General features: G+C 70.7%; 22 protein-coding genes. 8 read left to right on the forward strand and 14 right to left on the reverse strand.

Annotated elements, in window-relative coordinates:
- Positions 1 to 195 precede the first annotated feature (195 nt).
- Positions 196 to 756, reverse strand: coding sequence for a LuxR C-terminal-related transcriptional regulator (locus tag VQ02_RS35700; RefSeq protein WP_083469241.1), 561 nt, complete (start codon positions 754 to 756; stop codon positions 196 to 198).
- A 523-nt stretch (positions 757 to 1,279) separates the two neighbouring features.
- On the opposite strand from VQ02_RS35700, the gene VQ02_RS15680 reads away from it, so the two are divergent.
- The 8 genes from VQ02_RS15680 to VQ02_RS15715 all read left to right on the forward strand — a co-directional run bounded on the left by VQ02_RS15680 (position 1,280) and on the right by VQ02_RS15715 (position 9,928).
- Complete coding sequence (locus tag VQ02_RS15680; RefSeq protein ID WP_048445134.1) at positions 1,280 to 2,077, forward strand: SDR family NAD(P)-dependent oxidoreductase; 798 nt, start codon at positions 1,280 to 1,282, stop codon at positions 2,075 to 2,077.
- Positions 2,078 to 2,082: 5 nt separating this feature from the next.
- Complete coding sequence (locus VQ02_RS15685) at positions 2,083 to 2,913, forward strand: SDR family NAD(P)-dependent oxidoreductase (protein ID WP_048445135.1); 831 nt, start codon at positions 2,083 to 2,085, stop codon at positions 2,911 to 2,913.
- A complete protein-coding gene (locus tag VQ02_RS15690; RefSeq protein ID WP_048445136.1) occupies positions 2,910 to 4,163 on the forward strand; it encodes a thiolase family protein in 1,254 nt (417 codons plus the stop codon). The genes VQ02_RS15685 and VQ02_RS15690 overlap by 4 nt, the downstream gene beginning before the upstream one ends.
- A 30-nt stretch (positions 4,164 to 4,193) precedes the next feature.
- On the forward strand, positions 4,194 to 5,174 hold the full coding sequence (locus VQ02_RS15695) for a quinone oxidoreductase family protein (protein WP_209437029.1): 981 nt from the start codon (positions 4,194 to 4,196) through the stop codon (positions 5,172 to 5,174).
- A gap of 43 nt (positions 5,175 to 5,217) precedes the next feature.
- Positions 5,218 to 6,759, forward strand: a complete 1,542-nt coding sequence (locus VQ02_RS15700) for an AMP-binding protein (protein WP_048445138.1) — start codon at positions 5,218 to 5,220, stop codon at positions 6,757 to 6,759.
- Between the two features lie 285 nt (positions 6,760 to 7,044).
- Complete coding sequence (locus tag VQ02_RS15705) at positions 7,045 to 8,244, forward strand: ABC transporter substrate-binding protein (RefSeq protein ID WP_245239747.1); 1,200 nt, start codon at positions 7,045 to 7,047, stop codon at positions 8,242 to 8,244.
- 167 nt (positions 8,245 to 8,411) lie between these two features.
- Positions 8,412 to 9,110: a hypothetical protein gene (locus tag VQ02_RS15710; RefSeq protein WP_157080649.1), complete on the forward strand. Its 699-nt coding sequence runs from the start codon at positions 8,412 to 8,414 to the stop codon at positions 9,108 to 9,110.
- Between the two features lie 266 nt (positions 9,111 to 9,376).
- The gene (locus tag VQ02_RS15715; protein ID WP_048445140.1) at positions 9,377 to 9,928 is read left to right on the forward strand and encodes a protein phosphatase CheZ; all 552 of its coding nucleotides are present in this window, start codon (positions 9,377 to 9,379) and stop codon (positions 9,926 to 9,928) included.
- Positions 9,929 to 10,241: 313 nt separating this feature from the next.
- On the opposite strand, the gene VQ02_RS15720 is transcribed toward VQ02_RS15715, so the two are convergent.
- From VQ02_RS15720 to accC, 13 genes are all read right to left on the reverse strand, one after another.
- Entirely contained in the window at positions 10,242 to 11,444 is a 1,203-nt protein-coding gene (locus VQ02_RS15720; RefSeq protein ID WP_048445141.1) for a pyridoxal phosphate-dependent aminotransferase, read from the reverse strand.
- Positions 11,445 to 11,623: 179 nt separating this feature from the next.
- Positions 11,624 to 12,385 (reverse strand): SDR family oxidoreductase, encoded by a 762-nt coding sequence (locus VQ02_RS15725; RefSeq protein WP_048445142.1) that lies wholly within the window; start codon positions 12,383 to 12,385, stop codon positions 11,624 to 11,626.
- 135 nt (positions 12,386 to 12,520) lie between these two features.
- Positions 12,521 to 13,558, reverse strand: coding sequence for an L-idonate 5-dehydrogenase (locus VQ02_RS15730; protein WP_048445143.1), 1,038 nt, complete (start codon positions 13,556 to 13,558; stop codon positions 12,521 to 12,523).
- Positions 13,559 to 13,565: 7 nt separating this feature from the next.
- A complete protein-coding gene (locus VQ02_RS15735) occupies positions 13,566 to 14,408 on the reverse strand; it encodes an ABC transporter substrate-binding protein (RefSeq protein WP_048445144.1) in 843 nt (280 codons plus the stop codon).
- A 137-nt stretch (positions 14,409 to 14,545) separates the two neighbouring features.
- The gene (locus tag VQ02_RS15740) at positions 14,546 to 15,295 is read right to left on the reverse strand and encodes an amino acid ABC transporter ATP-binding protein (RefSeq protein WP_048445145.1); all 750 of its coding nucleotides are present in this window, start codon (positions 15,293 to 15,295) and stop codon (positions 14,546 to 14,548) included.
- Positions 15,292 to 16,041 (reverse strand): amino acid ABC transporter permease, encoded by a 750-nt coding sequence (locus VQ02_RS15745; RefSeq protein WP_048445146.1) that lies wholly within the window; start codon positions 16,039 to 16,041, stop codon positions 15,292 to 15,294. Before VQ02_RS15745 ends, VQ02_RS15740 begins: the two co-directional genes overlap by 4 nt.
- A gap of 2 nt (positions 16,042 to 16,043) precedes the next feature.
- On the reverse strand, positions 16,044 to 16,745 hold the full coding sequence (locus VQ02_RS15750) for an amino acid ABC transporter permease (protein ID WP_048445147.1): 702 nt from the start codon (positions 16,743 to 16,745) through the stop codon (positions 16,044 to 16,046).
- A gap of 13 nt (positions 16,746 to 16,758) precedes the next feature.
- Positions 16,759 to 17,511: an SDR family oxidoreductase gene (locus VQ02_RS15755; protein ID WP_048445148.1), complete on the reverse strand. Its 753-nt coding sequence runs from the start codon at positions 17,509 to 17,511 to the stop codon at positions 16,759 to 16,761.
- An 86-nt stretch (positions 17,512 to 17,597) separates the two neighbouring features.
- Positions 17,598 to 18,374, reverse strand: coding sequence for a LamB/YcsF family protein (locus VQ02_RS15760; RefSeq protein WP_048445149.1), 777 nt, complete (start codon positions 18,372 to 18,374; stop codon positions 17,598 to 17,600).
- 2 nt (positions 18,375 to 18,376) lie between these two features.
- Positions 18,377 to 18,796 carry an acetyl-CoA carboxylase biotin carboxyl carrier protein gene (locus VQ02_RS15765; RefSeq protein ID WP_048445150.1) on the reverse strand — a complete coding sequence of 140 codons (420 nt, stop codon included), beginning with the start codon at positions 18,794 to 18,796 and terminating at the stop codon, positions 18,377 to 18,379.
- Entirely contained in the window at positions 18,793 to 19,779 is a 987-nt protein-coding gene (locus tag VQ02_RS15770) for a 5-oxoprolinase subunit C family protein (protein WP_048445151.1), read from the reverse strand. Before VQ02_RS15770 ends, VQ02_RS15765 begins: the two co-directional genes overlap by 4 nt.
- Positions 19,776 to 20,531, reverse strand: coding sequence for a 5-oxoprolinase subunit PxpB (gene pxpB, locus VQ02_RS15775; RefSeq protein WP_083469244.1), 756 nt, complete (start codon positions 20,529 to 20,531; stop codon positions 19,776 to 19,778). Before pxpB ends, VQ02_RS15770 begins: the two co-directional genes overlap by 4 nt.
- Positions 20,528 to 21,877, reverse strand: a complete 1,350-nt coding sequence (gene accC / locus VQ02_RS15780) for an acetyl-CoA carboxylase biotin carboxylase subunit (RefSeq protein ID WP_048445152.1) — start codon at positions 21,875 to 21,877, stop codon at positions 20,528 to 20,530. Before accC ends, pxpB begins: the two co-directional genes overlap by 4 nt.
- Position 21,878: the final 1 nt, after the last annotated feature.

Consider the following 21,878-nt stretch of genomic DNA (forward strand, 5'->3'; position numbering starts at 1 on the left):
TTCGCCCCCTGGCCAATCGGGCCGGTGCTCGGACCCGCCGCCCGGAAGGGCCGGCCTCAAGGGAGGAGCGGCCTCCGGTGCGGAAGCCATCGCCAACCTCGGCGCGGACGCGGCCGTCCCGCTCTCACGCCTTGGGATGCGACGGGAACCGAGGCAGCCGGCGACCGCGAGCAGAAAACAAAGTTTACGATATTCCTACCTTCTTTCATCGCAGAACCATGCGATGAGTTCGGCGGTATTCTGGACATTCGCCTGCCGCAGCAGCCTGGAGCGATGATCCTCGATTGTCCTGACGGAGAGACCGAGTTCCTCGCCGATTTTCTGACTCGAGAATCCTCGGACGAGGAGCGAGCAGATCTCACGCTGTCGTCCGGACAGGGACCGGCCCTCCCAGTCCACGGGTCGACGAAGGCTTTCCACACAGAAGAGAGAATCGGTGCTCGACGGGTCGGAGGAGATGCGGCGACCGCTCACCCGGCACCAGAATCGACTGCCATCGCGGCGGCGCATGATGCGCTCGTCCAGATAGATGTCGTCATCCGAAACGGATTTGGTAAAATTCTTCCATTTTGAGACGTAGTCATGATGTTCGACATAGAGAATTCCAAAGCTCTTGCCAATAAGTTCGTCTTTATTATATCCATAAAGCGAGCAATAAGCCGAATTGCAGTCCTTCATCACGCGGAAGCTGCCGACGACGGCCGGAACCGGAATGTCGTCGAGGCTGAGCAGGGTCGGCGATCGAAACGCAGCCATACCGTATTTCTACTGGTCGACACACTTGCGGGCAAGAGGGAGATTTTCACACAACGTGACACCGCATCTCTGTCCTGGCTTGCAGGTCATGACGGGGACGGTGCAACGAACTCTGGCCCGATCCAGAGCACATGGGAGGAACGAGATGGTCACGAATCGTGATCTTCGCGCGCGTGGACGCGCCTCGCCGATCTGCCGGATTGTCCCGGACCTCGCTTGAACGGAAGGTCCGATCCGGCAGGGATCGTTCCGGCTCATCGATGATCTGATGCGCGGCTCCGGCCGCAGCGTCGACGATTGCTGCCGGTGGAAAGCGACCGTTCCGGTCTGCGGGGCATCTGCCCGCCCGCATGCCTTCTCGATGTTGTGACTTTTCAAGAATACAATTCCCGAATGCTGTTCTGATCGGGGCCGACAAGGTGCTTTTTCTGTGCAGGCCCTTCGTCGGAAGGGTCGACGAGGGATGATCTCGCGCCGCTTGCGGGCGTGGCGGCGTCGGGGCCAGACAGGGAGTGAGACCGCTATGGCAGGCAAGCTCGAGGGTCGCGTGGCGATCGTGACCGGCGCGGGATCGATCGGGGAGGGGTGGGGCAACGGCAAGGCCGCCTCCGTTCTCTTCGCGCGAGAGGGGGCGACCGTCGTCGCGCTCGACATCAACCCGACCGCCGCGGAGGAAACCTGCCGCCTCATCCGGGAGGAGGGCGGCTCGGCGATGCCGTTCGTCGGCGACGTCGCGCGGGACGCCGACGTCAAGGCGCTCGTCGAGGCGACCCTCCGGGCGCATGGCCGGATCGACATCCTCCACAACAACGTCGGGATCAACCGGACGGCCGCCACCACGCAGCTGAGCGAGGCCGACTGGGACCTCGTCATGGCGGTCAACCTGAAGAGCATGTTCCTGACGTGCCGGGCGGTCCTCCCGATCATGGAGAAGCAGGGGCGCGGGGCGATCGTCAACGTGTCGTCCGTCGCCGCGCTGCGCTACGCGCGCATCCCCTACCTCGCCTACAGCACGAGCAAGGGAGCGATCCTGCCCTTCACGCGGACGATCGCGCTCGAATACGCCAAGAGGGGTGTGCGGGCGAACGTGATCCTGCCGGGGCTGATGGACACGCCCATGGTGTGGGCGTCGATGAAGGACGAGTATCCGGGCGGCCGCGAGGCGATGGTCCGCGAGCGCAACGCGCAGGTCCCCATGGGGCGGATGGGAGACGCCTGGGACGTCGCCCGGGCCGCCCTGTTTCTCGCATCCGACGATGCCCGCTTCATCACCGGCGCCGAGCTGGTGGTCGATGGCGGCATGTCCTGCTCGACGGGCTGACCGACATGACGGGCATCGTTCCGGCGGCCGGATCCGGCCGCTTCGCGGGCCGGACGGCCATCGTCACCGGCAGCGGCGGGGGGCTCGGCGAGGCCATCGCCCGGCGCCTCGCGGAAGAAGGGGCGGCGATCGTGGTCGCCGACCGCGACGCGGATCTCGGGGAGGGCGTCGCGGCGTTGCTGCGCGGGGCCGGCCTGGAGGCCGTCGCGCTCGCGACCGACGTCGGCGACGCGGGCTCGGTGGACGCCCTGTTCGCCGCCACCCTGGCGCGCTACGGCCGCCTCGACATCCTGGTCAACAACGCGGGCATCGCCGGCCTCCACCGCTTCCTGGACCAGCCGCTCGGCGACTGGGAGCGCGTGCTGCGCGTCAACCTGACCGGGACGTTCCTGTGCGGCCAGGCGGCCGCCCGGATCATGGCGGAGCGCGGCTACGGCCGGATCGTCAACATCGCCTCCGTGAGCGGCCTCCGGGCCGGTTCGGGCCGGACGGCCTACGGCACCTCCAAGGCCGGGATCATCATGCTGACGCGGCAGATGGCGCTCGAGCTCGGCGGGCTCGGCATCACCGTCAACGCGGTCGCGCCGGGGCCGGTCGACACGCCCATGGTGCTGGCGAACCACACGCCGCGGACGCGGGACGCCTTCACCCGCATGGTCCCGCTCGCCCGCTACGGCACCCCGGACGAGATCGCCGCCGCGGTCGCGTTCCTGGCCAGCGCCGAGGCGAGCTACGTCAGCGGCCACGTGCTGTGCGTCGACGGCGGATTCACGAGCGCCGGCGTCATCGCCGACGACGTCGCCGCCGACCCTGTCTCCCCGGAGGTGCCCCGATGACCGCCTACGTGATCGCCACATCCTGCACGAAGTTCGGCAAGCATCCCGGGTCCAGCTTCAAGGACCTGACCCGGGATGCCTACCTGGCCGTGCTGAAGGACGCCGGCCTGCCCGATGGCGGCGCCATCGAGAACGCGTGGTTCAGCAATTGCGGGATGGGCACGTTCGGGCAGCGCAACATCCGCGGCCAGGTCTGCTTCACGCCGCTCGTGCGCGAGGGACTGTTTCCGGAGCGGGTCGCGATGACCAACGTCGAGGGAGGATGCGCGAGCGCGTCCATGGCCCTTCACGGCGCCTGGAAGGACATCCTGTCGGGAACCGCCGATCTCTCGCTCGCCATCGGCGTCGAGAAGACCTTCGTGCAGAACGATCCCGACAAGACCCGGGAGGTCTTCGAGGGCGGCATCGACCAGTTCGACGTCGACGAGTGGAAGGCCTATTACAAGGCCGCCGGCGAGGTGGCCGGCAAGCCCTTCGATCCCAATGGCGGCGGCGGCACGGTCTTCATGGACACGTACGCCATGCAGGCCGCCTTCCACATGGCGAAGTACGGCACGACGCGGCGCCAGCTCGCGACCGCCGCCTCGCAGAGCCACCATCACGGCAGCCTCAACCCGCTGGCGCAGTATCAGTTCGACGTGTCCGTCGACCAGGCGCTGGAGGACCGCGTCGTCAGCGATCCGCTGACGCGCTCGATGTGCGCGCCGATCGGCGACGGGGCGGCGGCCGCGCTCGTCTGCTCGGAGCGCTTCCTCGCGGGGCTGCCGCCGGAGATCCGGGAGCGGGCGGTGGCGATCAGGGCCGCCACCATGACGGGCGGCAAGTACCGCCGGCTCGACGAGCCGAGCCTGAGCCGGGTTGCCGCCGAGCGGGCCTACAGGATGGCTGGTCTCACGCCGGACGCGGTCGACGTCACGGAAGTCCACGACGCGACGTCGTTCAGCATCATCTTCCAGTCGGAGATGATGGGCTTCTGCCCGGACGGGAAGGGTGGCGACTTCGTCGCCTCCGGCGCGACCGCGCTCGGCGGATCGAAGCCCGTGAACCTCTCCGGCGGGCTCGTCTCGAAGGGGCATCCGGTCGGGGCGACCGGATTGTCGATGATCCATGAGCTCGCCACCCAGCTGCGCGGCGAGGCCGGGGCGCGACAGGCCGAGGGCGCCCGGATCGCCCTGGCCGAGAACGGCGGCGGGACGATCGGCTTCGACGAGGCGGTCTGCGCCGTCACCATCCTGGAGAAGGTCCATTAGGCCGGCCGCGGACGGGGAGGGGAGAGCATCATGACGAAACGCCGCGTCGTCCGCATGGGCGCCTACGGAGATCCGGACGTTCTCGACGTCCTCCTCGAGGATCTCCCGGATCCGGGTCCCGGGGAGGTGCGGATCCGGCATCACGCGATCGGCTTCAACTTCATCGACGTCAATCAGCGCCGGGGCTTCGGGGCGCTGCCGCTCCCGAGCGGGCTCGGCTTCGAGGGCGTCGGCACGGTCGAGGCGGTCGCGGCGGATGTCGGGACGGTGCGGGTCGGCGAGCGCGTCGCCGTGATGAATGCCGGGGTCGGGGCCTACGCCTCGCACAGGAACGTGGCGGCCGACACGCTGATCCGCGTGCCGGACGATCTCGACGACGACGCCGTCGCCGCAACGCTCTTCAAGGGGCTGACGGCTCAGTACCTCCTCCACCGGACCGTTGCGGTCGGGCCCTCCCACGCGGTTCTCGTCCACGCGGCGGCCGGGGGCGTCGGGTCGATCCTGGCGCGGTGGGCCAAGCACCTCGGCGCCACCGTCATGGGCACGGTCGGGGGCGAGGCGAAGATCGCCGCCGCGAGGGCGGCCGGCTGCGACGTCGTCGTCGACTACAACCGGGCCGGCTGGGCGGAGCGCCTGCTCGGGGAGACCCGCGGCCGGAAGGCCGACGTCGTCTACGACTCGGTCGGACGCCACACGTTCATGGACTCGCTCGATTGCGCCGCCCCCTTCGGAACGGTGGTGGTCTTCGGGGCGGCGTCCGGGCCGGCGCCGGCCATCGCGCCCGAGCTTCTGAACACCAAGGGGTGCCTCTTCCTGACGCGCCCCTCGGTCTTTCCGCACAACGCCCGCTCCGAGGTCCGGGCCGCGAACGCCGAGGCGCTTTTTCGGGCGATGCGGGACGGCAGCGTCCATGTGCCGATCGGAGCGAGGTTCGCCCTCGATCGCATCCGCGACGTGCACCGGGCCGCGGAGGCGCGCACGGTCACCGGCGCCATCACGATCCATCCATGACCGTGCCCCGACCGGCACGACCAACGTTGCGAGGAGAGTGGCCGTGGGCGTGACGAAGCTGTTCGACCGGGGCGCGGCACTCTACCCCGACCGGACCTGCCTGATCGACGGGCGCGGCGCGCGCAGCTTCCGCGACGTGCAGCGCCGACGGGACGCGATCGCGGCAGCGCTCCTGCGCGACGGCGTCGGCAAGGGCGACAAGATCAGCATCTACGGCGCCAACTCGGCGCGCGCGCTCGAATGCATGCTGGCGATCTACCGGGCCGGCGCCGTCTACGTGCCGCTCAACCCGCGCAACCACGTCAGCGAGAACGCCGACATCGCCGAGCTCTGCGACGTGACGACGATCTTCCACGACGCGGCCCTGGAGGCGGAAGCCGAGACCCTCCGCGGCCTGCCCCTGGTCACCCGCACGATCTGCCTCGACGGCCGGACCGGCGCGAGCCCGTTCCTCGAGGACTGGATCGGGACAGCCGCCGATCCCGGGCCGATCACGGTCGGACGCGACGATCTCGTCAGCATCTACAGCACCGGCGGCACCACGGGCCGTCCCAAGGGCGTGATGTTCACCCCGCTCACCTGGGAGATCATGGCGGCGAACCTCCTGTCGATCGTGCCCTGCACCCGGCCGCCCGTCTACCTCGTGGTGGCGCCGATCACCCACGCGGCGGGAACGTTCGCCCTCCTCCTCTTCGCCATGGGAGCAACCGTCGTCGTTCATGACCATTTCGACGCCGAGGCGATCGTCTCCGCCATCGAGACGCACCGCGTCACGCATCTCTACCTGCCCCCGACGGCGATCTACATGCTGCTCAACCATCCGAGGCTCGAGGAGCGGGATTTCAGCTCGCTCGAGTGCTTCATGTACACGTCGGCTCCGATGTCGGTCGAGAAGCTGAAGCAGTGTCTCGCGGTGTTCGGCCCGGTGATGGTCCAGTTCTGGGGACAGACCGAGGCGCCCTGCTTCTGCACGTGCCTGACCGCGGCGGAGCACCTCGTCCCGGAAGCGCAGCTCGACCGCCGGCTGAAGAGCTGCGGGCGCCCCATGCTCCTCACGCCGGTCGAGGTCATGGACGATGCCGGCAACATCCTGGGGCCCGGCCAGCCCGGCGAGATGGTGGTGCGGGGCAACCTCGTCATGGCGGGATACTACAAGAACCCTGCCGCGACCGCGGACGCCTCCACGTTCGGCTGGCACCATACCGGGGATATCGGTGTCAAGGACGAGGACGGCTTCTTCACCATCATCGACCGCAAGAAGGACATGATCATCACGGGCGGCTTCAACGTCTTCCCGAGCGAGGTCGAGCAGGTGATCTGGGGCCATCCGGCGGTCCAGGAATGCGCGGTGATCGGCGTCCCGGACGACAAGTGGGGCGAGGCGGTGAAGGCCGTCATCGAGCTGAAGCCCGGCGCCTCCGTCGAGGCCGCCCAGATCATCGCCTGCTGCAAGGAGGCGCTCGGGAGCGTGAAGGCGCCCAAGTCGGTCGAGTTCTGGGACGTGCTCCCCCGGACGGCCGTCGGGAAAGTCAGCAAGAAGGACATTCGCGCCGTCTACTGGACCGGTCGCGACCGGGCGATCTGAGAGCCTTTTTGCCGGTATCCGACGGCCTCGACACCCTCCGCGTCATCCCGGGGCTCGTCGAAGACGAGGGCCCGGGATCCGGAAACGCGGGTGGTGCAGGACGGGGTGGAGCGCGATCCACTCAGTTCGGAAGTTCCTGGGTTTCCGGATTCCGGGCTCCGCTGCGCGGCCTCGGGATGACATGCAGGGCGTCAAATCTATGGGATCCCCTCTGAGTGTTCCGCTCATGGGGCAACGAAACGCCAATAATGTTTCGGTAAATCAGATAAATCGGGAGGGGACGTGGTGAAAATTCGCGCAAGATTTGGCCGCGCGGCGTTGCTGACGGCGCTGATGGCGCTCGGCCTCGCCGGACGGGCCGAGGCGAAGCCGATCAAGATCGGTGTCCTCACCGACATCAGCGGCCTGCAATCCGACAATACCGGCCGCGGCTCGGTCGTGGCGGCCGAGATGGCCGCCGAGGAGGCCGGCCTCGTCCTCGGCCAGAAGGTCGAGGTGATCTCCGCCGATCACCAGAACAAGCCCGACATCGGCGCCAGCATCGCCAATCGCTGGCTCGATCAGGAGGGCGTGAACGTCATCGCCGACCTTCCGACATCGAGCATCGCCCTCGCCGTCCAGGAGATCGTGCGCCGGAAGCGCGGCATCAACATCGTGTCGGGCGGTGCCTCGGTGGCGCTCGTCCGCGAGGCGTGCTCGCCCTACGGGTTCCTGTGGACCTACTCGACCTACACCCAGGCGCACGGCGTCGGCGACGCGATGGTCGCGAGCGGCGCCGACACCTGGTACTTCATCCAGGCCGATTACGCGTTCGGCGAGGCCATGGCCACCGATCTCAGGAAGGCGGTCGAGGCGAGGGGCGGAAAGGTGCTCGGCGTCAGCAAGCATCCCCAGACCACGCAGGACTTCTCCTCCTACCTGATCAAGGCCCAGGCCTCCGGCGCGAAGGCGATCGCGCTGCTCAACGCCGGACAGGATACGACCACGGCGATCAAGCAGGCCAACGAGTTCGGGCTGGTCGACGGCGGGCAGCGGATCGCGACCTTCATCTTCCTCATCCCTGATGCCAAGGCGCTGGGCCTCGCCGTGGCCAAGGGCCTCGTCGTCATGAACGGGTTCTACTGGCAGCAATCGGTCGATGGCGAGGCGTGGTCCCGCCGGTTCGCACAGCGCTTCGGGCGCATGCCGACCTCGACGCAGATCGGCGTCTATTCGGCGATCAGGCATTACCTCAAGGCTGTGAAGGCCGTCGGATCCGACGATCGGGATAAGATCGTCGAGAAGATGCGGGAATTGCCCGTCGAGGACGCGTTCGTGTCAGCCGGTCGCGTGCGGTCGGACGGCGTCATGCTGCACGACATGCTGCTCGAGGAGGTGAAGTCACCCTCGGAATCCAAGGAGGAGTGGGATGTGTTCAAGATCCTGAAGCGCATCGACGGCGAGACGGCGTTCGGGCCGGTCCAGGGGTGCGCGACCGCGCAGTGATCGAGGGCGGGGATGCGACCGGGACGGGCCGCCGGAAGGCGTGCGCCGCCCCTGTCGCGCTCGCTTCCGGTGCGTCCCGCATCTCCCGGGGACGGACGCGTCCGGTCCGCGCAATTGTCCGGAACCGAGGAACGGAAGCTTGGCAGGCGGCCGGCATCCTGGCGGCCATGAGACACACCGCTTCCGCCTTCCTCGCCACGTTCCTGATGTGCGCTCCCGCCGCGGCGGGAGACATGGCCGGCGCGGCCGATGGCCAGTACCGCGCCCAGGACGGTTCCGTGATCAGCGTCTCCTCGGCGGACGGCGAGGTCGGGATCCAGCTCCTGTCCTGCAAACGCCCCGTCGTGTCTGCAGGTCGCCTGAAATCGAGCGAGTGCTGGGCGAACGGGCATGCCGGCGGCGGGATCGACGTCTCCTGGCGGGTGGAGGGCAACGTGGTCGTCAGCGACGGCAAGCGCCACGTCCTGCTTCCCCCGTTCCCGCCCTTGCCGAAGGCCGGCCCCGCGGACCCGTTCGAGCCGACCCCGGAAGCCTGGGCCCATAACGGCAGCGGCGTGAAGGTCGATCCGAAGTCCGGCACGATCACCTACATGATCCCGAAGCCTGGCCTGAAGGGGATCGTGAAGCCGGGAGCCGTCATCTTCGAGGGCGGGGTCAGGACGAGCGGCATCGTCCTCGGCACGGCCTACGCCTTCAAGCAGGGATGCCCGCCGGCGTCCTACCCGGTCCGCGGCGTCTACTCGCACCACAACGAGCGGCTCACCCTGACCGGCCCCGGGCCGAAGCGCGACGGCTGCGAGGTGGTGGCCTACAGCTGGGACAGCCCCCACGCGAAGCTCGTGTTCGAGTACGTCGTCGGCGATTGATCCGCACGCGCCGACGTCGAACGGCTCGACCTCCGGCCGCGTTCGCCGCGAAACCGCTCACGGGCGATCCGCGGCCCGGCGGATCGACGTCTCGCGCTCAGTCCAGGCTTTTCCCTCGTGCGCCGCGGCAACGGACACGGCCATGACTGCCGGACTTGTTGGGCCACAGACGAACACCAGTCGCGTGGGCGCCCGAACATTCGGAATCGGTTAAGCTCAGCCGGCTAGTTTCGGCCGCGAAACAACAGGCCACAGCGATCGACCTCATGACCTGCAGCACGGCAGCCCCCGTCTCCCTCGAAGAGGCCAACGCCCTCCTGCAGCGTCATCTGGTGTCGATCTCCGAGGCCATCACCCGGACCCGGCAGGAGATCGCCGAGCTGCGCCAGGAGCAGCAGGCCGGCCGCACCCGCGACGAGCTGCACGCCGTCGTCCAGGGCACCGAGCAGGCCACCAACACCATCCTGACCGCCTCCGAGACCGTCGACAGCCTCGCCCGCGGCATCGTCCGGCGGTCGGAGGACGGCGCGACCCGGGCCGACGCCGAGACCATCCAGGCGCAGATGCAGACCATCTTCGAGGCCTGCAACTTCCAGGACCTGACGGGGCAGCGGATCGCGAAGGTCGTCCGCACCATCGTCCTCGTCGAGGACCGCGTCGGCGACATGCTCCGTCTCTGGTCCGGCTCGACGGCCTCGGCCTCCCCGACGGCCCCGGCGCCGGGCCGGCGCACCGACGAGGCCGCCCTCCTCAACGGCCCGGTCCTGCCCGGAGACGCCACCGTCTCGCAGGACGCCGTCGACGCGATGTTCCCCTAGGTTGAAGCCGGAGCCGCGGATTGCCACCCTGATCAGCCCTTCGCACGGTCAAGCTGGATGAGTGTGGGCCATGGTCCCGTGCCGATCCGCAGGATGCGGGCATCGCAGTCCAGGGCCGCGATGCCCTTGCCCGGCACGACGTCGTCCACTCGCCCCGGCGCACGCGATCTCGCCGGGCGCACGGAAAGCGCCCGGTCGGGCTCGTTCCGCGAAGAGTAGCCGGGCTTCCACGAAGGCATGACCCGGGGCGTTCCCCAGGTGCGCGGGCGGGACGGCCGCACGCTTGCGGCCGTCCCGCCCGGTGCGCGTCCCCTCAGCTCAGGGCGCGGCAGAAGGCGCCGATGCGCCGGCAGCCCTCGGTCAGGGCCTCCGTGTCGGTGGCGTAGGACAGCCGGACGTAGGGGCTCATGCCGTAGGCGCTGCCCGGCACGGCCGCCACGTGCGCCTCGGCGAGCAGCGCGGTCACGAAATCCGTGTCGCTGTCGATCCGGCGCCCGCCAGCGGTGGTCCGGCCGAGGCAGTCGGCGATGTTCGGGAAGACGTAGAACGCGCCCTCCGGCGTGTGGCAGCGGATTCCCGGGATCTCGTTGAGCAGGCGGACGACGAGGTCGCGCCGCTCGCGGTAGAGGGCGGCGCGCTTGGCCAGCAGGTCCTGCGGCCCGTCGAGCACGGCGACGGTGGCGGCCTGCGAGACCGTCGCGATGCCGCCGGTGGCCTGGAGCAGGACGTTGCTCATCGGCGCGATCAGCGCGCGCGGGCCGCCGCAATAGCCGACGCGCCAGCCCGTCATGGCGTAGGCCTTCGAGGCTCCGTTGACGGTGAGCACCCGGTCCTTCAGCTGCGGGGCCACCTGGGCCATCGTGCAGAAGGCGAAGTCGTCGTAGATGAGGTGCTCGTAGATGTCGTCCGTGAGGACGAGCACGTCCGGGTGCCGCTCGATGACCTCGGCGAGCGCCCGCATTTCCGCGGCGGTGCAGGCAGCACCCGTAGGGTTGTTCGGGAAGTTGAGGATGACCCAGCGCGTGCGCGGCGTGATTGCCGCCGCGAGGTCCTCCGGCCGGAGCTTGAACCGGTTATTCTCGGGGCAGGGCACCGGGACCGGCCGCGCGCCGGCGAGGTTGACGATGTCGGCGTAGGTGATCCAGCCCGGCGCCGGGATGACGACCTCGTCGCCCGGGTTGCAGGTCGCCATGATGGCGTTGAAGATGATCTGCTTGCCGCCATTCGCGACGAGGATCTCGTCGAGGGCGTAGTCGAGGGCGTTGTCGCGCTTGAACTTGCGCTGGATCGCCGCCTTGAGCGCGGGCGTGCCGCCGAGCGGCGGGTACTTGGTGTCGCCGTCCAGGGCCGCCCGGTGCGCGGCCTCGACCGCGTGCGGCGGCGTCGGGAAGTCGGGCTCGCCCGAGGACAGGCTGACGATCGCGATGCCCTGCGCGCGCAGCTCGCGCGCCTTGTCGGTCATCGCGGCCGACGCCGACAGCGTCACGTTCTTCAGGCGGTCTGCGGTTCGTATCATGTCGTGCTCCGTCGTGCTCCGGCATGCGGTGCCCTGCGCCGCGGCGGCAGGGCGGTGCGGCGCGCGTGGTCCCGGCGGACGTGCCGCGTGCGGCTCCGCTGAGGTGGTTGGGGGGCCGGGACGTGACCGTCCTGGCGCGCGGGGCAGGCTCCGTAGGGGAAGGTTCGGCCGGTTTGGAGTCAGAGGGAGGCGGTGATGCCGCCGTCGACGTAGAGGATGTGGCCGTTGACGAAGGACGAGGCGTCGGAGGCGAGAAACACCGCCGCGCCGACGAGCTCCTCGACGTTGCCCCAGCGTCCGGCCGGCGTCCGCTTCTCGAGCCAGGCCGAGAATTCGGGGTTGTCGACGAGGGCTTGGTTCAGCTCGGTCTTGAAGTAGCCCGGCGCGATGGCGTTCACCTGGAGGCCGTGCCTGGCCCAGTCGGTGCACATGCCCTTGGTGAGCTGCTTGATGGCGCCCTTGGTGGCCGTGTAGGGCGCGATGCCGGGGCGGGCCAGCTCGCTCTGCACCGAGGCGATGTTGATGATCTTGCCGCGCCCGCGCGGGATCATGCGGCGCGCCACGGCCTGCCCGACGAAGAAGGCCGTGTCGATGTTGGTGCGCATCAGCTCGGACCAGCGCTCGACCGGGAAGTCCTCGAGCGGCGTGCGGAACTGCATCCCGGCATTGTTGACGAGGATGTCGATGGCGCCGATCTCCGCCTCGACGCGCGCGACCGCGGCGGCGGCGGCGGCGTGGTCGGCCGCGTCGAAGGGCGCGACCGCGACCGAAAGGCCCTCGCCGCGCAGGGTCTCGGCGGCTCGCGCGAGCCGCGCCTCGTCGCGGCCGTTGAGGACGACCCGGGCGCCGGCCTGGCCCAGGCCCCGGGCGAGGCCGAAGCCGATCCCCTTGCCCGAACCGGTGACGAGGGCGGTGCGCCCGGTCAGGTCGAACATCGTCATGCGTCTCTCTCCCGGTCGCGAGGGCGACCCGTGTCGGAGCAACGCCCGATTGCCTTGCCGTCGGACGCTGATCCAGGTTTTCGATCTTGCCGCATCGTCTGCGACGAACCGGAATCCGCTTCGTCGGAAAATGCCCTAGCCGAAGGCGAGGTGGATCTTCATCGCGGTGCGCCGGTCGCCCGCCGCCTCGAAGGCCGTCACGGCCTCCTCCGCCGCGTAGGTCCGCGTCAGGAGCGGCCGCAGGTCGAGCCGCCGCGACCCGATCAGCTCCGCGGCGAGCGCGAACTCCTCGTGGAAGCGGAACGACCCGCGCAGCTCCAGCTCCTTGGCCACCGCGAGATTCAGCGGGAAGCTGATCTCGCCGCCGGCCAGGCCGAGCTGCACGACGACGCCGCGCGGGCGCAGGGCGGCGAGGGCGGTGCGGATCGCGTGCTCGTTGCCGGAGCACTCGAACAGGACGTCGAAGGTGCCCTTGCCCGCCGCCCAGGCGGTCAGGACCTCCGGCTGGGCGGCGACGTCGACCGCGCGGTCGGCCCCGAGCCCGCGGGCGATGGCGAGGGGCTCGGGCACCACGTCCGTGACCGTCACCTCCCGGGCGCCGAAGTGGCGGGAGACCGCGACGGCGAGCGCCCCGATCGGGCCGGACCCGGTCACCAGCACGCGCTTGCCCAGCAGCGGGCCGGCCCGCCGGGCGCCGTGCAGCACCACCGAGAGCGGCTCGCACAGGGCGAGCTCCTCGTAAGAGACGTCGCCCGCCACCTTGGCGCACTGCACCGCGTCGCAGACGAGCTCCTCCCGGAACGCGCCCTGCACGTGCGGGAACGGCATCGCGCTGCCGTAGAAGCGCATCGATTCGCAGTGGTTGGGCAGGCCATCGAGGCAGTAGGAGCAGGCCCGGCACGGCCGGCTCGGGTTGACCGCCACGCGGTCCCCGACGGCGATCCCCTCGACGCCCGGCGCCACCGCGGTCACGAGGCCGGCGACCTCGTGGCCCAGCACCATCGGCTCCTTCACCCGCACGGTGCCGAAGCCGCCGTGGCGGTAGTAGTGCAGGTCCGAGCCGCAGATGCCGCCGGCCTTCACGGCCACGGCGACCTGGCCGGGCCCGAGGGTCTCGGGCGCCCGATCCTCGACGCTCAGCCGGTGCGGCGGATGGATGACGATGCTCTTCATCGCGGCCTCACGGGATCGGCTCGAACTTCAGCTCGCTGAGGGACGTCACCTTCTCGGCGCGCGTCAGCTTGTACTCGGTATCCGGTCCGAGCCACTTGTTCCAGGCCGCATCGATCTCGCCCGCCGCATCCATGGCGCGCAGGGTCTCGTTGACCTTGGCCAGCAGCGCCGGCGCGTCCTTCTTCATGCCGATGCCGATGGGCTGGTAGACCATTGGCTCCGCGATCATCTTGAGCTTGACGCCCCGGGTCTGCGACTCGTTGACGAGCTTGGTGATCGTCATGGTGTTGGCGACCATGCCGAGCGACTTGTTCTGCTGCACCGCCATGAAGGCCGAGCCGGTGTCCTGGAAGGTCAGCGGCTCGGAGCCGTTCATCCGGATCGCCAGCTCGGAGGTCGAGCCCTTGGTCGAGGACAGGCGCTTGCCCTTGTAGTCGGCCTTCGAGGTCGAGGGGTCGCTCGCCTTCACGGCCAGCATCTCCTTGGCGAGGTAGTACGGATCCGAGAACTGGATCTGCTCGGCGCGGCCCAGCGTGTAGGCGAGGTTGGCGATGGTGAGGTCGACGCGGCCGAGCTTCACCTCGGGCACCCGCGCCTCGACGGAGAGCGGCGTGATCGCCGCCTTCACGCCCCACCGCTTGGCGATGGTCCGGCACAGGTCGACGTCGAACCCGACCATCTCGCGGGTCTTCGGGTCGGGCGCCGCGAAGGGCGGCACGTCGGCGAAGGTGCCGCAGCGCAACTCGCCCCGGCCCATGATGTCGGCGAGCTGGTCGGCGCGCGCCGGGACGGCGGCCGCGAGCGCGGCGGCGCCGAGCGCGAGGCTGAGGGAGAGCGTCTTCAACGACATCGTGGGGCTCCGGGCGAGAACGGGGCGAGGGGGGTGTCGGGCCGCGTCCGGTCGCGCTGCGATCGTGCACGGCTCAGGGGTTTCGACGTGGCGGCGGTGTCCCCGGCGGGGCTGTCTCCGCCCCGCCGGGCGATGGTCTAGTGGCGCAGGTCCGAGAGGAACTTCTGGGCGCGCGGGTGCTGGGGGTTCGAGAAGAAGGCGTCCGGCGTCGCGGTCTCGAGGATGCGGCCGGCATCCATGAACCAGACCCGGTCGGCGACCTCGCGGGCGAACCCCATCTCGTGGGTGACGCACATCATCGTCATGCCCTCCGCCGCGAGGCTGCGCATCACCGCGAGCACCTCGCCGACCATCTCGGGGTCGAGGGCCGAGGTCGGTTCGTCGAACAGCATCGCGGGCGGCTCCATTGCCAGCGCACGGGCGATGGCGACCCGCTGCTGCTGGCCGCCCGAGAGCTGGCCCGGATACGCGCCGGCCTTGGCGGCGAGCCCGACCCGGTCGAGGAGCGCCATGGCGCGCGCCTTAGCGACCTCGCGCTTCGCGCCGTTCACCTTGACCGGCGACAGGGTGACGTTCTCGAGGGCGGAGAGGTGTGGAAACAGATTGAAGCTCTGGAAGACGAAGCCGATCCGGCTGCGCAGCCGGTTGAGGGAAGCGGCCTTGAGCGGGCCGTGCACGCTCTCTCCGTCGAAGCTGAGGGTGCCGGAGGCGATCTCCTCGAGCCGGTTGACGGTGCGGATAAGGGTGGACTTGCCGGAGCCCGAGGGCCCGCAGACCACCACGACCTCGCCCCGGCCGACCTCGGCCGTGACGTCGTCGAGGGCCTTGTACGCCCCGTAATACTTCGTGACGTTCGCGAAGCGGATCATGGCAGCGTCAGGGGTCATAGCTCGGCCGTGAGTTGGCGAACGGAGAGCGGGGTGGGCACGGCGGCGGAGCCGGCGCGACGGCGGGCGATGCGCTGCTCGATCCGGACCGCGAGGAACGTCAGCGTCCAGCACACGGCGTAGTAGATGATCGCGAGCAGGAAGAAGACCTGGAACGGCTTCGTCAGGAGCTGATTGTTGATCTGGTTGGCCGCGAAGGTCAACTCCGGCACGTTGATGACGTAGCCGAGCGTCGTCTCCTTGATGGTCGAGACGAACTGGCTGATCAGGCTTGGGATGACGTTGTAGAGCGCCTGCGGCAGGATCACGTAGAGGAGCGCCTGGGGGTAGGACTGGCCGAGCGCCCGCGCCGCCTCCATCTGGCCGCGCCCGAGCGCGACGATGCCCCCGCGCACCACCTCGCTCAGGAAGGCGCCCTCGTAGAGCACCAGGGTCACCAGCATGGTGACGAAGCCCGGCACGGTGGCGCCGATCAGGAGCGGCACCATGAAGTAGACCCACAGGATCAGCATCAGGAGCGGCACGCCGCGGGCGACGTAGACCAGCGCCGTCGAGGGCCACAGCAGGAAGGGGTTGCGCGACAGCCGGGCGAGCGCGATCAGCACGCTCAAGGGGAAGGCCAGCGCGATCGAGAGGGCGGAGAGGATCAGCGTGGCGGCAAAGCCGCCGAGCGGTCCGTTCGGGTACTGGCCGACGAGGAGGAGCAGCCAGTTGTCGCGCAGGATCTCGAGGATGTCGCCGATCATGGTCAGCGCGCTCCCGCGACTTGCGTGCGCCACTGCAGGCCGGCGCCGATGCCCATGATGACGAGCGAGACCGCGAGGTAGGCGATCGTCGCGATCAGGTAGGTCTCGAAGGTGCGGAAGCTCAGGTTCTCGACCTCCTTGACCGCGTGGGTGAGCTCCGAGACGCCGATCGCCATGGCGAGCGAGCTGTTCTTGAACAGCGAGACCGAGTGGTTGACGAGGGCGGGCAGGGCGTTGCGGAAGGCCTGGGGCATCAGCACGTGGCGCATCGCGCCGAGGAAGCCGTGGCCGAGCGCCCGGGCCGCCTCCATCTGGCCGGACGGCACGGCGCGCAGGCCCGAGCGCAGGTCCTCGCTGAAATAGGCCGCCTGGCACAGGCCGAGGCCGACGATGCCGTAGATCACCTCGGCCCCGTGGTCGTTGAGCCAGTACTGCACGGCGTCGGGCAGCAGGCTCGCGATACCGAAGTACCACAGCATCAGCTGCACCAGCGTCGGCACGTTGCGGTGATACGAGACGTAGGCCGCGACGATCCGGTCGCCGATCCGGCCGGGCGCCAGGCGGACGGTCAGCAGGACCAGGGCGAGGCTCATCGCGAGGCACCACGAGCCCGCGGCGACGACGAGGGTCATCATCGCGCCGCGCCACAGCATCCGGGCGAAATCCGGGTTTGACAGGACGGCGAGGAGGTCGAACCCGTGCACGGCGTCAGGCCCTTCAGGTCGCGGAGGCGTCGGGGCGGGCGGTCTGGAGGCCGCCCATCACCTGCAGGGTCGGGGTGATCTCCATGTGGCCGACATTCATCGACCGGGGCGCGGCGACCGCGAAGGCGATGGCGTCCGCGATGTCGGCGGCCTCCGGCAGCTCGAAGCCGTCGATGAAGCGGGCGCGGACCTCCGGCGTGTCGCCATGGACATGGGCGAAGATGTCGGTGGCGACGCGCCCGGGGCAGATCTCGGTCACCCGCACCCGGCGCCCGAAGGTGTCGATGCGCAGCTGGTTGCAGAGCATCGCCACCGCCGCCTTGGTGGCGTGGTAGGTCGAGTTGCCACCGAAATTGTAGTTGCCGGCGATCGACGTGATGTTGACCACGTGGCCGCGGTCGCGCGCCGCCATGCCGGGCACGACGAGCCGGCACAGGTGCAGCACCGCCCGCAGGTTCACGTCGACGAGGAGGTCGATGTCGGCTTGCGTGGCGTCCAGGAGCTTGCGCGGCGTGTCGACGCCGGCGTTGTTCACGAGCACGTCGACCGGGACGTCTGCCGCGAGCGTGGCGAGCGCGGCGGTGTCGGCGACGTCGATCACGTGGGGCACGCAGCCGGTGCGCGCGGCGAGGGCCTCGAGGGGCGCCCGGCTGCGCGCAACCGCGTGGACCTCGAGCCCCTCGCGGCGGAAGCGCTCGACCACGGCGGCGCCGATGCCGCCCGAGGCACCAGTCACGAGGGCGGTTCTGTAATCGGAGAACGGCATAGGCGGGTCCGTGAGAGTTGATGAAGGTTAAGTGACGCTGAGGACGGCGGGCAAAGACGGATTTCCTGTGCCGCGATAAGGCGAGGTTATGCGGGTGCTGCATTCCGCCGCGACAGGGGAACGACCTTCCCCCCGGCCTCCGCCACCGCACCCCGCACCGCCCGCGCGAGGGCGACCGCGCCGGGGGTGTCGCCGTGGACCAGGATCGAGTCCGGGCTCAAGGCGAGGCGCTCGCCCTCGTGGGTGACGACGACGCCCTCGGCGAGCAGCCGGCGCACCCGCTCCAGCACCAGCGCCTCGTCGTGGATCACCGCGCCCGGCAGCCGGCGCGGCACCAGCAGCCCGTCGCGGTCGCAGGCCCGGTCGGCCAGGAAGGTTTTCGCGATGCGCAGGCCGTGAGCCGCCGCGGCGTCCTCGATCGCCCGGCTCGGCGAGGTGAGGATCGTGAGGTCCGGGTCGAACCGGGCCACCGCCGCCACGAGAGGCGCGGCGAGTTCCGCATCCGCCGCCGCCATGTTGCCCAGCGCCCCGTGGAAGCTCATGTGGGTCACCCGCGCGCCCTGCGCCCGGGCGATGCCGGCGAGCGCGCCGAGCTGGTAGACCACCATCGCGGCGAGCTCGTCGCGCTCGACCTGCATCACCCGGCGGCCGAAGCCCTGGCGGTCCGGGAAGCCGACATGGGCGCCGATATCGACGCCGCGCGCCAAAGCGGCGCGGACCGTGCGCTCCATGATGAGCGGGTCGCCGGCGTGGAAGCCGCAGGCGATGTTGGCCGAGGACAGGACGTCGAGGAGGGCCTCGTCGTCTCCCATGGGCCAGGGGCCGTAGCCCTCGCCGAGATCGGCGTTGAGGTCGATCCGCATGCCTATGCCTCCGGCCGGATGTCCACGAGCGGGTCGCCGTAGCCGACGAGGGCGCCCTCCGGCGCGACGACCCGGATGACGGTGCCGGCGCACGGCGCCGTCACGGCGAGGAGCAGGCTCCCGACCCGCAGGAGCCCGACCGGCTGCCCGGCCGCGACCCGCTCACCCGGGGCCGCGAGCGGCTCGGCGCGCAGCGGATGGGCGGTGAGGAAGTGGCCGACGCCCGGCGACCGGACGAGCCCGGGAGCAGGCTTGGGGCGCGGCCCGGGCGCTGCCGGGGCCGCGACCGCCTGGCCCCCGCGCACGAGGCGGACCTGCCCGTCCGGGCCCCGGAGCTCGAGCTCGGCGAGGCCGGAGGCGGCGAGCCAGGCGGCGAGGTCGGGGATGCGGGTGAGCGGCGAGGTCGTGCGGGGCGAGGTCATGCGGCGCTCCGGGGCCGGAGGCAGGAGAGGTCGCGCCGGGCCGCTTCGAGCCAGCCGTCGATCGCGTCGCGGGCGGCGAGCGCCCCGTCCCAGTCGGTCTCGACGAAGCGGATTCTGGCGCCGATCGGCGCCTGGGCGAGGCGCCAGAGGTCGGCCTCGATGACGGTGCCGATCTTCGGGTAGCCGCCGGAGGGCTGGGCGTCGCACATCTGGATGATCGGCTGGCCACCATGCGGCACCTGGATCACGCCCGGCACGATCCCGTGCGAGCGCAGCTCCATCGGAGCGAGGGGCACGAGGGTCGATCCGGCGAGCCGGAAGCCGTAGCGGTCGCTCTGCGGCGTCACCCGCCAGGGCTCGCCCCAGAACGCCGCGAGCGAATCCGTCGTGTAGCGGTCGTGCTCGGCGGCGGGCAGCACCCGCAGGGCCGGCACGCCGCCGACGGCGAGCGGCAGGGCGAGGACGGGCGGCACCAGCCCGGTCCCGGGCGGAGGCGGATCCCCGGCCGGGCGGCCGAGCGGCAGCGCGTCGCCCGCCTGGAGCGACCGGCCCTCGAGGCCGCCGATCGCCCCGCGCAGCTGCGTCGCCCGCGAGCCGAGCACCACCGGCACGTCGATGCCGCCGGCCACGCAGAGGTAGGTCCGCGCGCCCCAAGGTCGGAACGCCGCCGGACGGTCGAGGCGCAGGGTCGCGCCGGCCCGGGCCCGCGCCACGGTCCAGGGCAGGACGGGCACGCCGTCGAGGACCGCCGTGCAGTCGGCCCCGGTGACGGCGAAGACCGCCTCGGATTCGAACCGCGCTTCGAGCGGAAGCACCTGGATCTCGATGCCGGCTGCGTCGTCCGGGTTGCCGACGAGGAGGTTGCCGCCGGCCAGGGCCGGGGCGTCCATGGCGCCGGCGACCCCGACGCCCCAGCGCAGGGCGCCGAGGCGCCCGCGATCCTGCACGGTGGCGAGCGCGCCGCAGGCGAGGAGGCGGATCATCGCACCACTCCGGCGATGCGGAAGCGGAGGCTGTCGCCGGGCTGGAGCAGGGCCGGCGGCGTGCGGGCGGCGTCGAAGAAGCTCATTTCGGTCGACCCGATGGTGTTCCAGCCGCTCGGCCCCGGCGAGGCCGAGACCCCGGTCTGCGAGCCGCCGATCGACACGGCGCCGCCGGGGATGCGCAGCACCGGCACCTTGCGGCGCGGCGTGGCGATCCGCGGGTCCATGCCGCCGAGGTAGCAGTAGCCCGGGTGGCTGCCGAGCGCGTAGACGGGATAGAGCGGGGCGGCGTGGATCTCGGCGATCTCCTCCGGGGAGAGGCCGGTATGGGCGACGACGTCCGCCATGTGCGGCCCGCCCTCGCCGCCGTAGACCACCGGCAGCTCGACGGTGCGGCCCTCGAGGGCGAGGGGGGGAGCGGCCTCCCAGGCGGCGGCGAGCCGGTCGGCGAGGGGCGCGAGGCGACGGGGCGGCTCGCGCCAGGTGACCAGCAGGTTGTTCACCCCCGGCACCGCCTCGCGCACCTCCGGCCAGGTCTCCGCCTCGCGGGCCAGCGACCAGATCCGGCGCTGGACCTCGAGGCCGGTCTCGCCCGGCGCCTCGAACAGGAGGGCGGTGGTGCCGAGCAGGCTGATCCCGTCGTGCGGCCGCTTCGCCGCGGCATCCGGCCCGGCGATCGCCGGACGGTCCGACACCGCGCCATGCAGAGGGCCGGCCCAGGTGTGGCGCGGGTTCGGGTTCAGTCCGTTCATGCCGCCGCGCGCCCCAGCATCGCCTCGAGGTGGTGGATGTCGACCCCGCCGGCCCGGAAATCCGTGTCGGCGAGGATGCGGGCGTGGAGGCGCAGGTTGGTGGCGATGCCCTCGATCCGCACCTCGGACAGGGCCACGCGCAGGCGGGCCAGGGCCTCGTCCCGGGTCGATCCGTGCACGATCAGCTTGGCGACGAGGGAGTCGTAGTGCGGCGGCACCGCCGTGCCGGCGCCCGCATGGCTGTCCACCCGCACGCCCGGGCCGCCGGGCACGTCGAAGCGGGCGATCCGGCCCGGTGCGGGCGCGAAGGTGACGGGATCCTCGGCGTTGATCCGGCACTCGAAGGCGTGGCCGCGGCTCACGACGTCGGCCTGGCGCAGGCTCAGGGGCTCGCCGCGGGCGACGCGGATGCCTTCCGCGACGATGTCGAGGCCGGTGACCATCTCGGTGACGGGGTGCTCGACCTGCACCCGGGTGTTCATCTCGATGAAGTAGAAGCGGCCGCCCTCGACCAGGAACTCGAAGGTGCCGGCGCCGCGATAGCCGAGCCGGCGGCAGGCCTCGGCGCAGCGCTCGCCGACCTCCGCCACCGCCGCCGGGTCGAGGCCGGGTGCCGGGGCCTCCTCCAGCACCTTCTGGTGCCGGCGCTGGAGCGAGCAGTCGCGGGTGCCGAGCCAGACGGCATTGCCCTGCCCGTCGGCGATCACCTGGATCTCGACGTGGCGCGGGGCGCCCAGGAACTTCTCGACGTAGATCGCCGGGTTGCCGAAGGCGCGCCGGGCCTCCTCGCGCACCAGGGCGAGGGCGTCGAGGAGGGCGCCCTCCTCGCGCACGACGCGCATGCCGCGCCCGCCGCCGCCGCCCGCCGCCTTGAGGAGGACGGGATAGCCGGTCTCGGCGGCGATGCGGCGCACCGCCTCCGGGTCGTCGGGCAGCGCGCCCTCGGAACCCGGCACGCAGGGCACGCCGGCCTCGCGCATCGCCGCCTTGGCGGCGACCTTGTCGCCCATGGTGCGGATGCAGGCCGCGTCCGGGCCGATGAAGACGAGGCCGGCCTCGGCCACCCGCGCGGCGAAGTCGGCATTCTCGGACAGGAAGCCGTAGCCGGGATGGATCGCGCCCGCCCCGGTCGCCCGGGCGGCCAGCAGCAGCGCGGTGGCGTCGAGGTAGCTGCGCCCGGCCGGCGCCGGGCCGATGCACACGGCGATGTCGGCGTGCCGCACATGGGGCGACTCCCGGTCGGCCTCCGAGAAGGCCGCGACGGTGCGCAGGCCGAGCGTCCGGCAGGCCCGCTGGATCCGCAGCGCGATCTCGCCGCGATTGGCGATGAGGACGGTGTCGAACATC

The sequence above is a fragment of the Methylobacterium variabile genome (assembly GCF_001043975.1).
Lineage (GTDB): Bacteria > Pseudomonadota > Alphaproteobacteria > Rhizobiales > Beijerinckiaceae > Methylobacterium > Methylobacterium variabile.

What these genes read in the sequence shown, in the direction of transcription:
- VQ02_RS15735 (WP_048445144.1), bottom strand. Translation starts at nt 14,408, where the DNA reads ATGTCGTTGAAGACGCTCTCCCTCAGCCTCGCGCTCGGCGCCGCCGCG.
- VQ02_RS15755 (WP_048445148.1), bottom strand. Translation starts at nt 17,511, where the DNA reads ATGCCGTTCTCCGATTACAGAACCGCCCTCGTGACTGGTGCCTCGGGC.
- VQ02_RS15690 (WP_048445136.1), top strand. Translation starts at nt 2,910, where the DNA reads ATGACCGCCTACGTGATCGCCACATCCTGCACGAAGTTCGGCAAGCAT.
- VQ02_RS15685 (WP_048445135.1), top strand. Translation starts at nt 2,083, where the DNA reads ATGACGGGCATCGTTCCGGCGGCCGGATCCGGCCGCTTCGCGGGCCGG.
- VQ02_RS15695 (WP_209437029.1), top strand. Translation starts at nt 4,194, where the DNA reads ATGACGAAACGCCGCGTCGTCCGCATGGGCGCCTACGGAGATCCGGAC.
- pxpB (WP_083469244.1), bottom strand. Translation starts at nt 20,531, where the DNA reads ATGAACGGACTGAACCCGAACCCGCGCCACACCTGGGCCGGCCCTCTG.
- VQ02_RS15725 (WP_048445142.1), bottom strand. Translation starts at nt 12,385, where the DNA reads ATGACGATGTTCGACCTGACCGGGCGCACCGCCCTCGTCACCGGTTCG.
- VQ02_RS15745 (WP_048445146.1), bottom strand. Translation starts at nt 16,041, where the DNA reads ATGATCGGCGACATCCTCGAGATCCTGCGCGACAACTGGCTGCTCCTC.
- VQ02_RS15770 (WP_048445151.1), bottom strand. Translation starts at nt 19,779, where the DNA reads ATGATCCGCCTCCTCGCCTGCGGCGCGCTCGCCACCGTGCAGGATCGC.
- VQ02_RS15730 (WP_048445143.1), bottom strand. Translation starts at nt 13,558, where the DNA reads ATGAAGAGCATCGTCATCCATCCGCCGCACCGGCTGAGCGTCGAGGAT.
- VQ02_RS15765 (WP_048445150.1), bottom strand. Translation starts at nt 18,796, where the DNA reads ATGACCTCGCCCCGCACGACCTCGCCGCTCACCCGCATCCCCGACCTC.
- VQ02_RS15680 (WP_048445134.1), top strand. Translation starts at nt 1,280, where the DNA reads ATGGCAGGCAAGCTCGAGGGTCGCGTGGCGATCGTGACCGGCGCGGGA.
- VQ02_RS15720 (WP_048445141.1), bottom strand. Translation starts at nt 11,444, where the DNA reads ATGATACGAACCGCAGACCGCCTGAAGAACGTGACGCTGTCGGCGTCG.
- VQ02_RS15740 (WP_048445145.1), bottom strand. Translation starts at nt 15,295, where the DNA reads ATGACCCCTGACGCTGCCATGATCCGCTTCGCGAACGTCACGAAGTAT.
- VQ02_RS35700 (WP_083469241.1), bottom strand. Translation starts at nt 756, where the DNA reads ATGGCTGCGTTTCGATCGCCGACCCTGCTCAGCCTCGACGACATTCCG.
- VQ02_RS15715 (WP_048445140.1), top strand. Translation starts at nt 9,377, where the DNA reads ATGACCTGCAGCACGGCAGCCCCCGTCTCCCTCGAAGAGGCCAACGCC.
- accC (WP_048445152.1), bottom strand. Translation starts at nt 21,877, where the DNA reads ATGTTCGACACCGTCCTCATCGCCAATCGCGGCGAGATCGCGCTGCGG.
- VQ02_RS15760 (WP_048445149.1), bottom strand. Translation starts at nt 18,374, where the DNA reads ATGCGGATCGACCTCAACGCCGATCTCGGCGAGGGCTACGGCCCCTGG.
- VQ02_RS15710 (WP_157080649.1), top strand. Translation starts at nt 8,412, where the DNA reads ATGAGACACACCGCTTCCGCCTTCCTCGCCACGTTCCTGATGTGCGCT.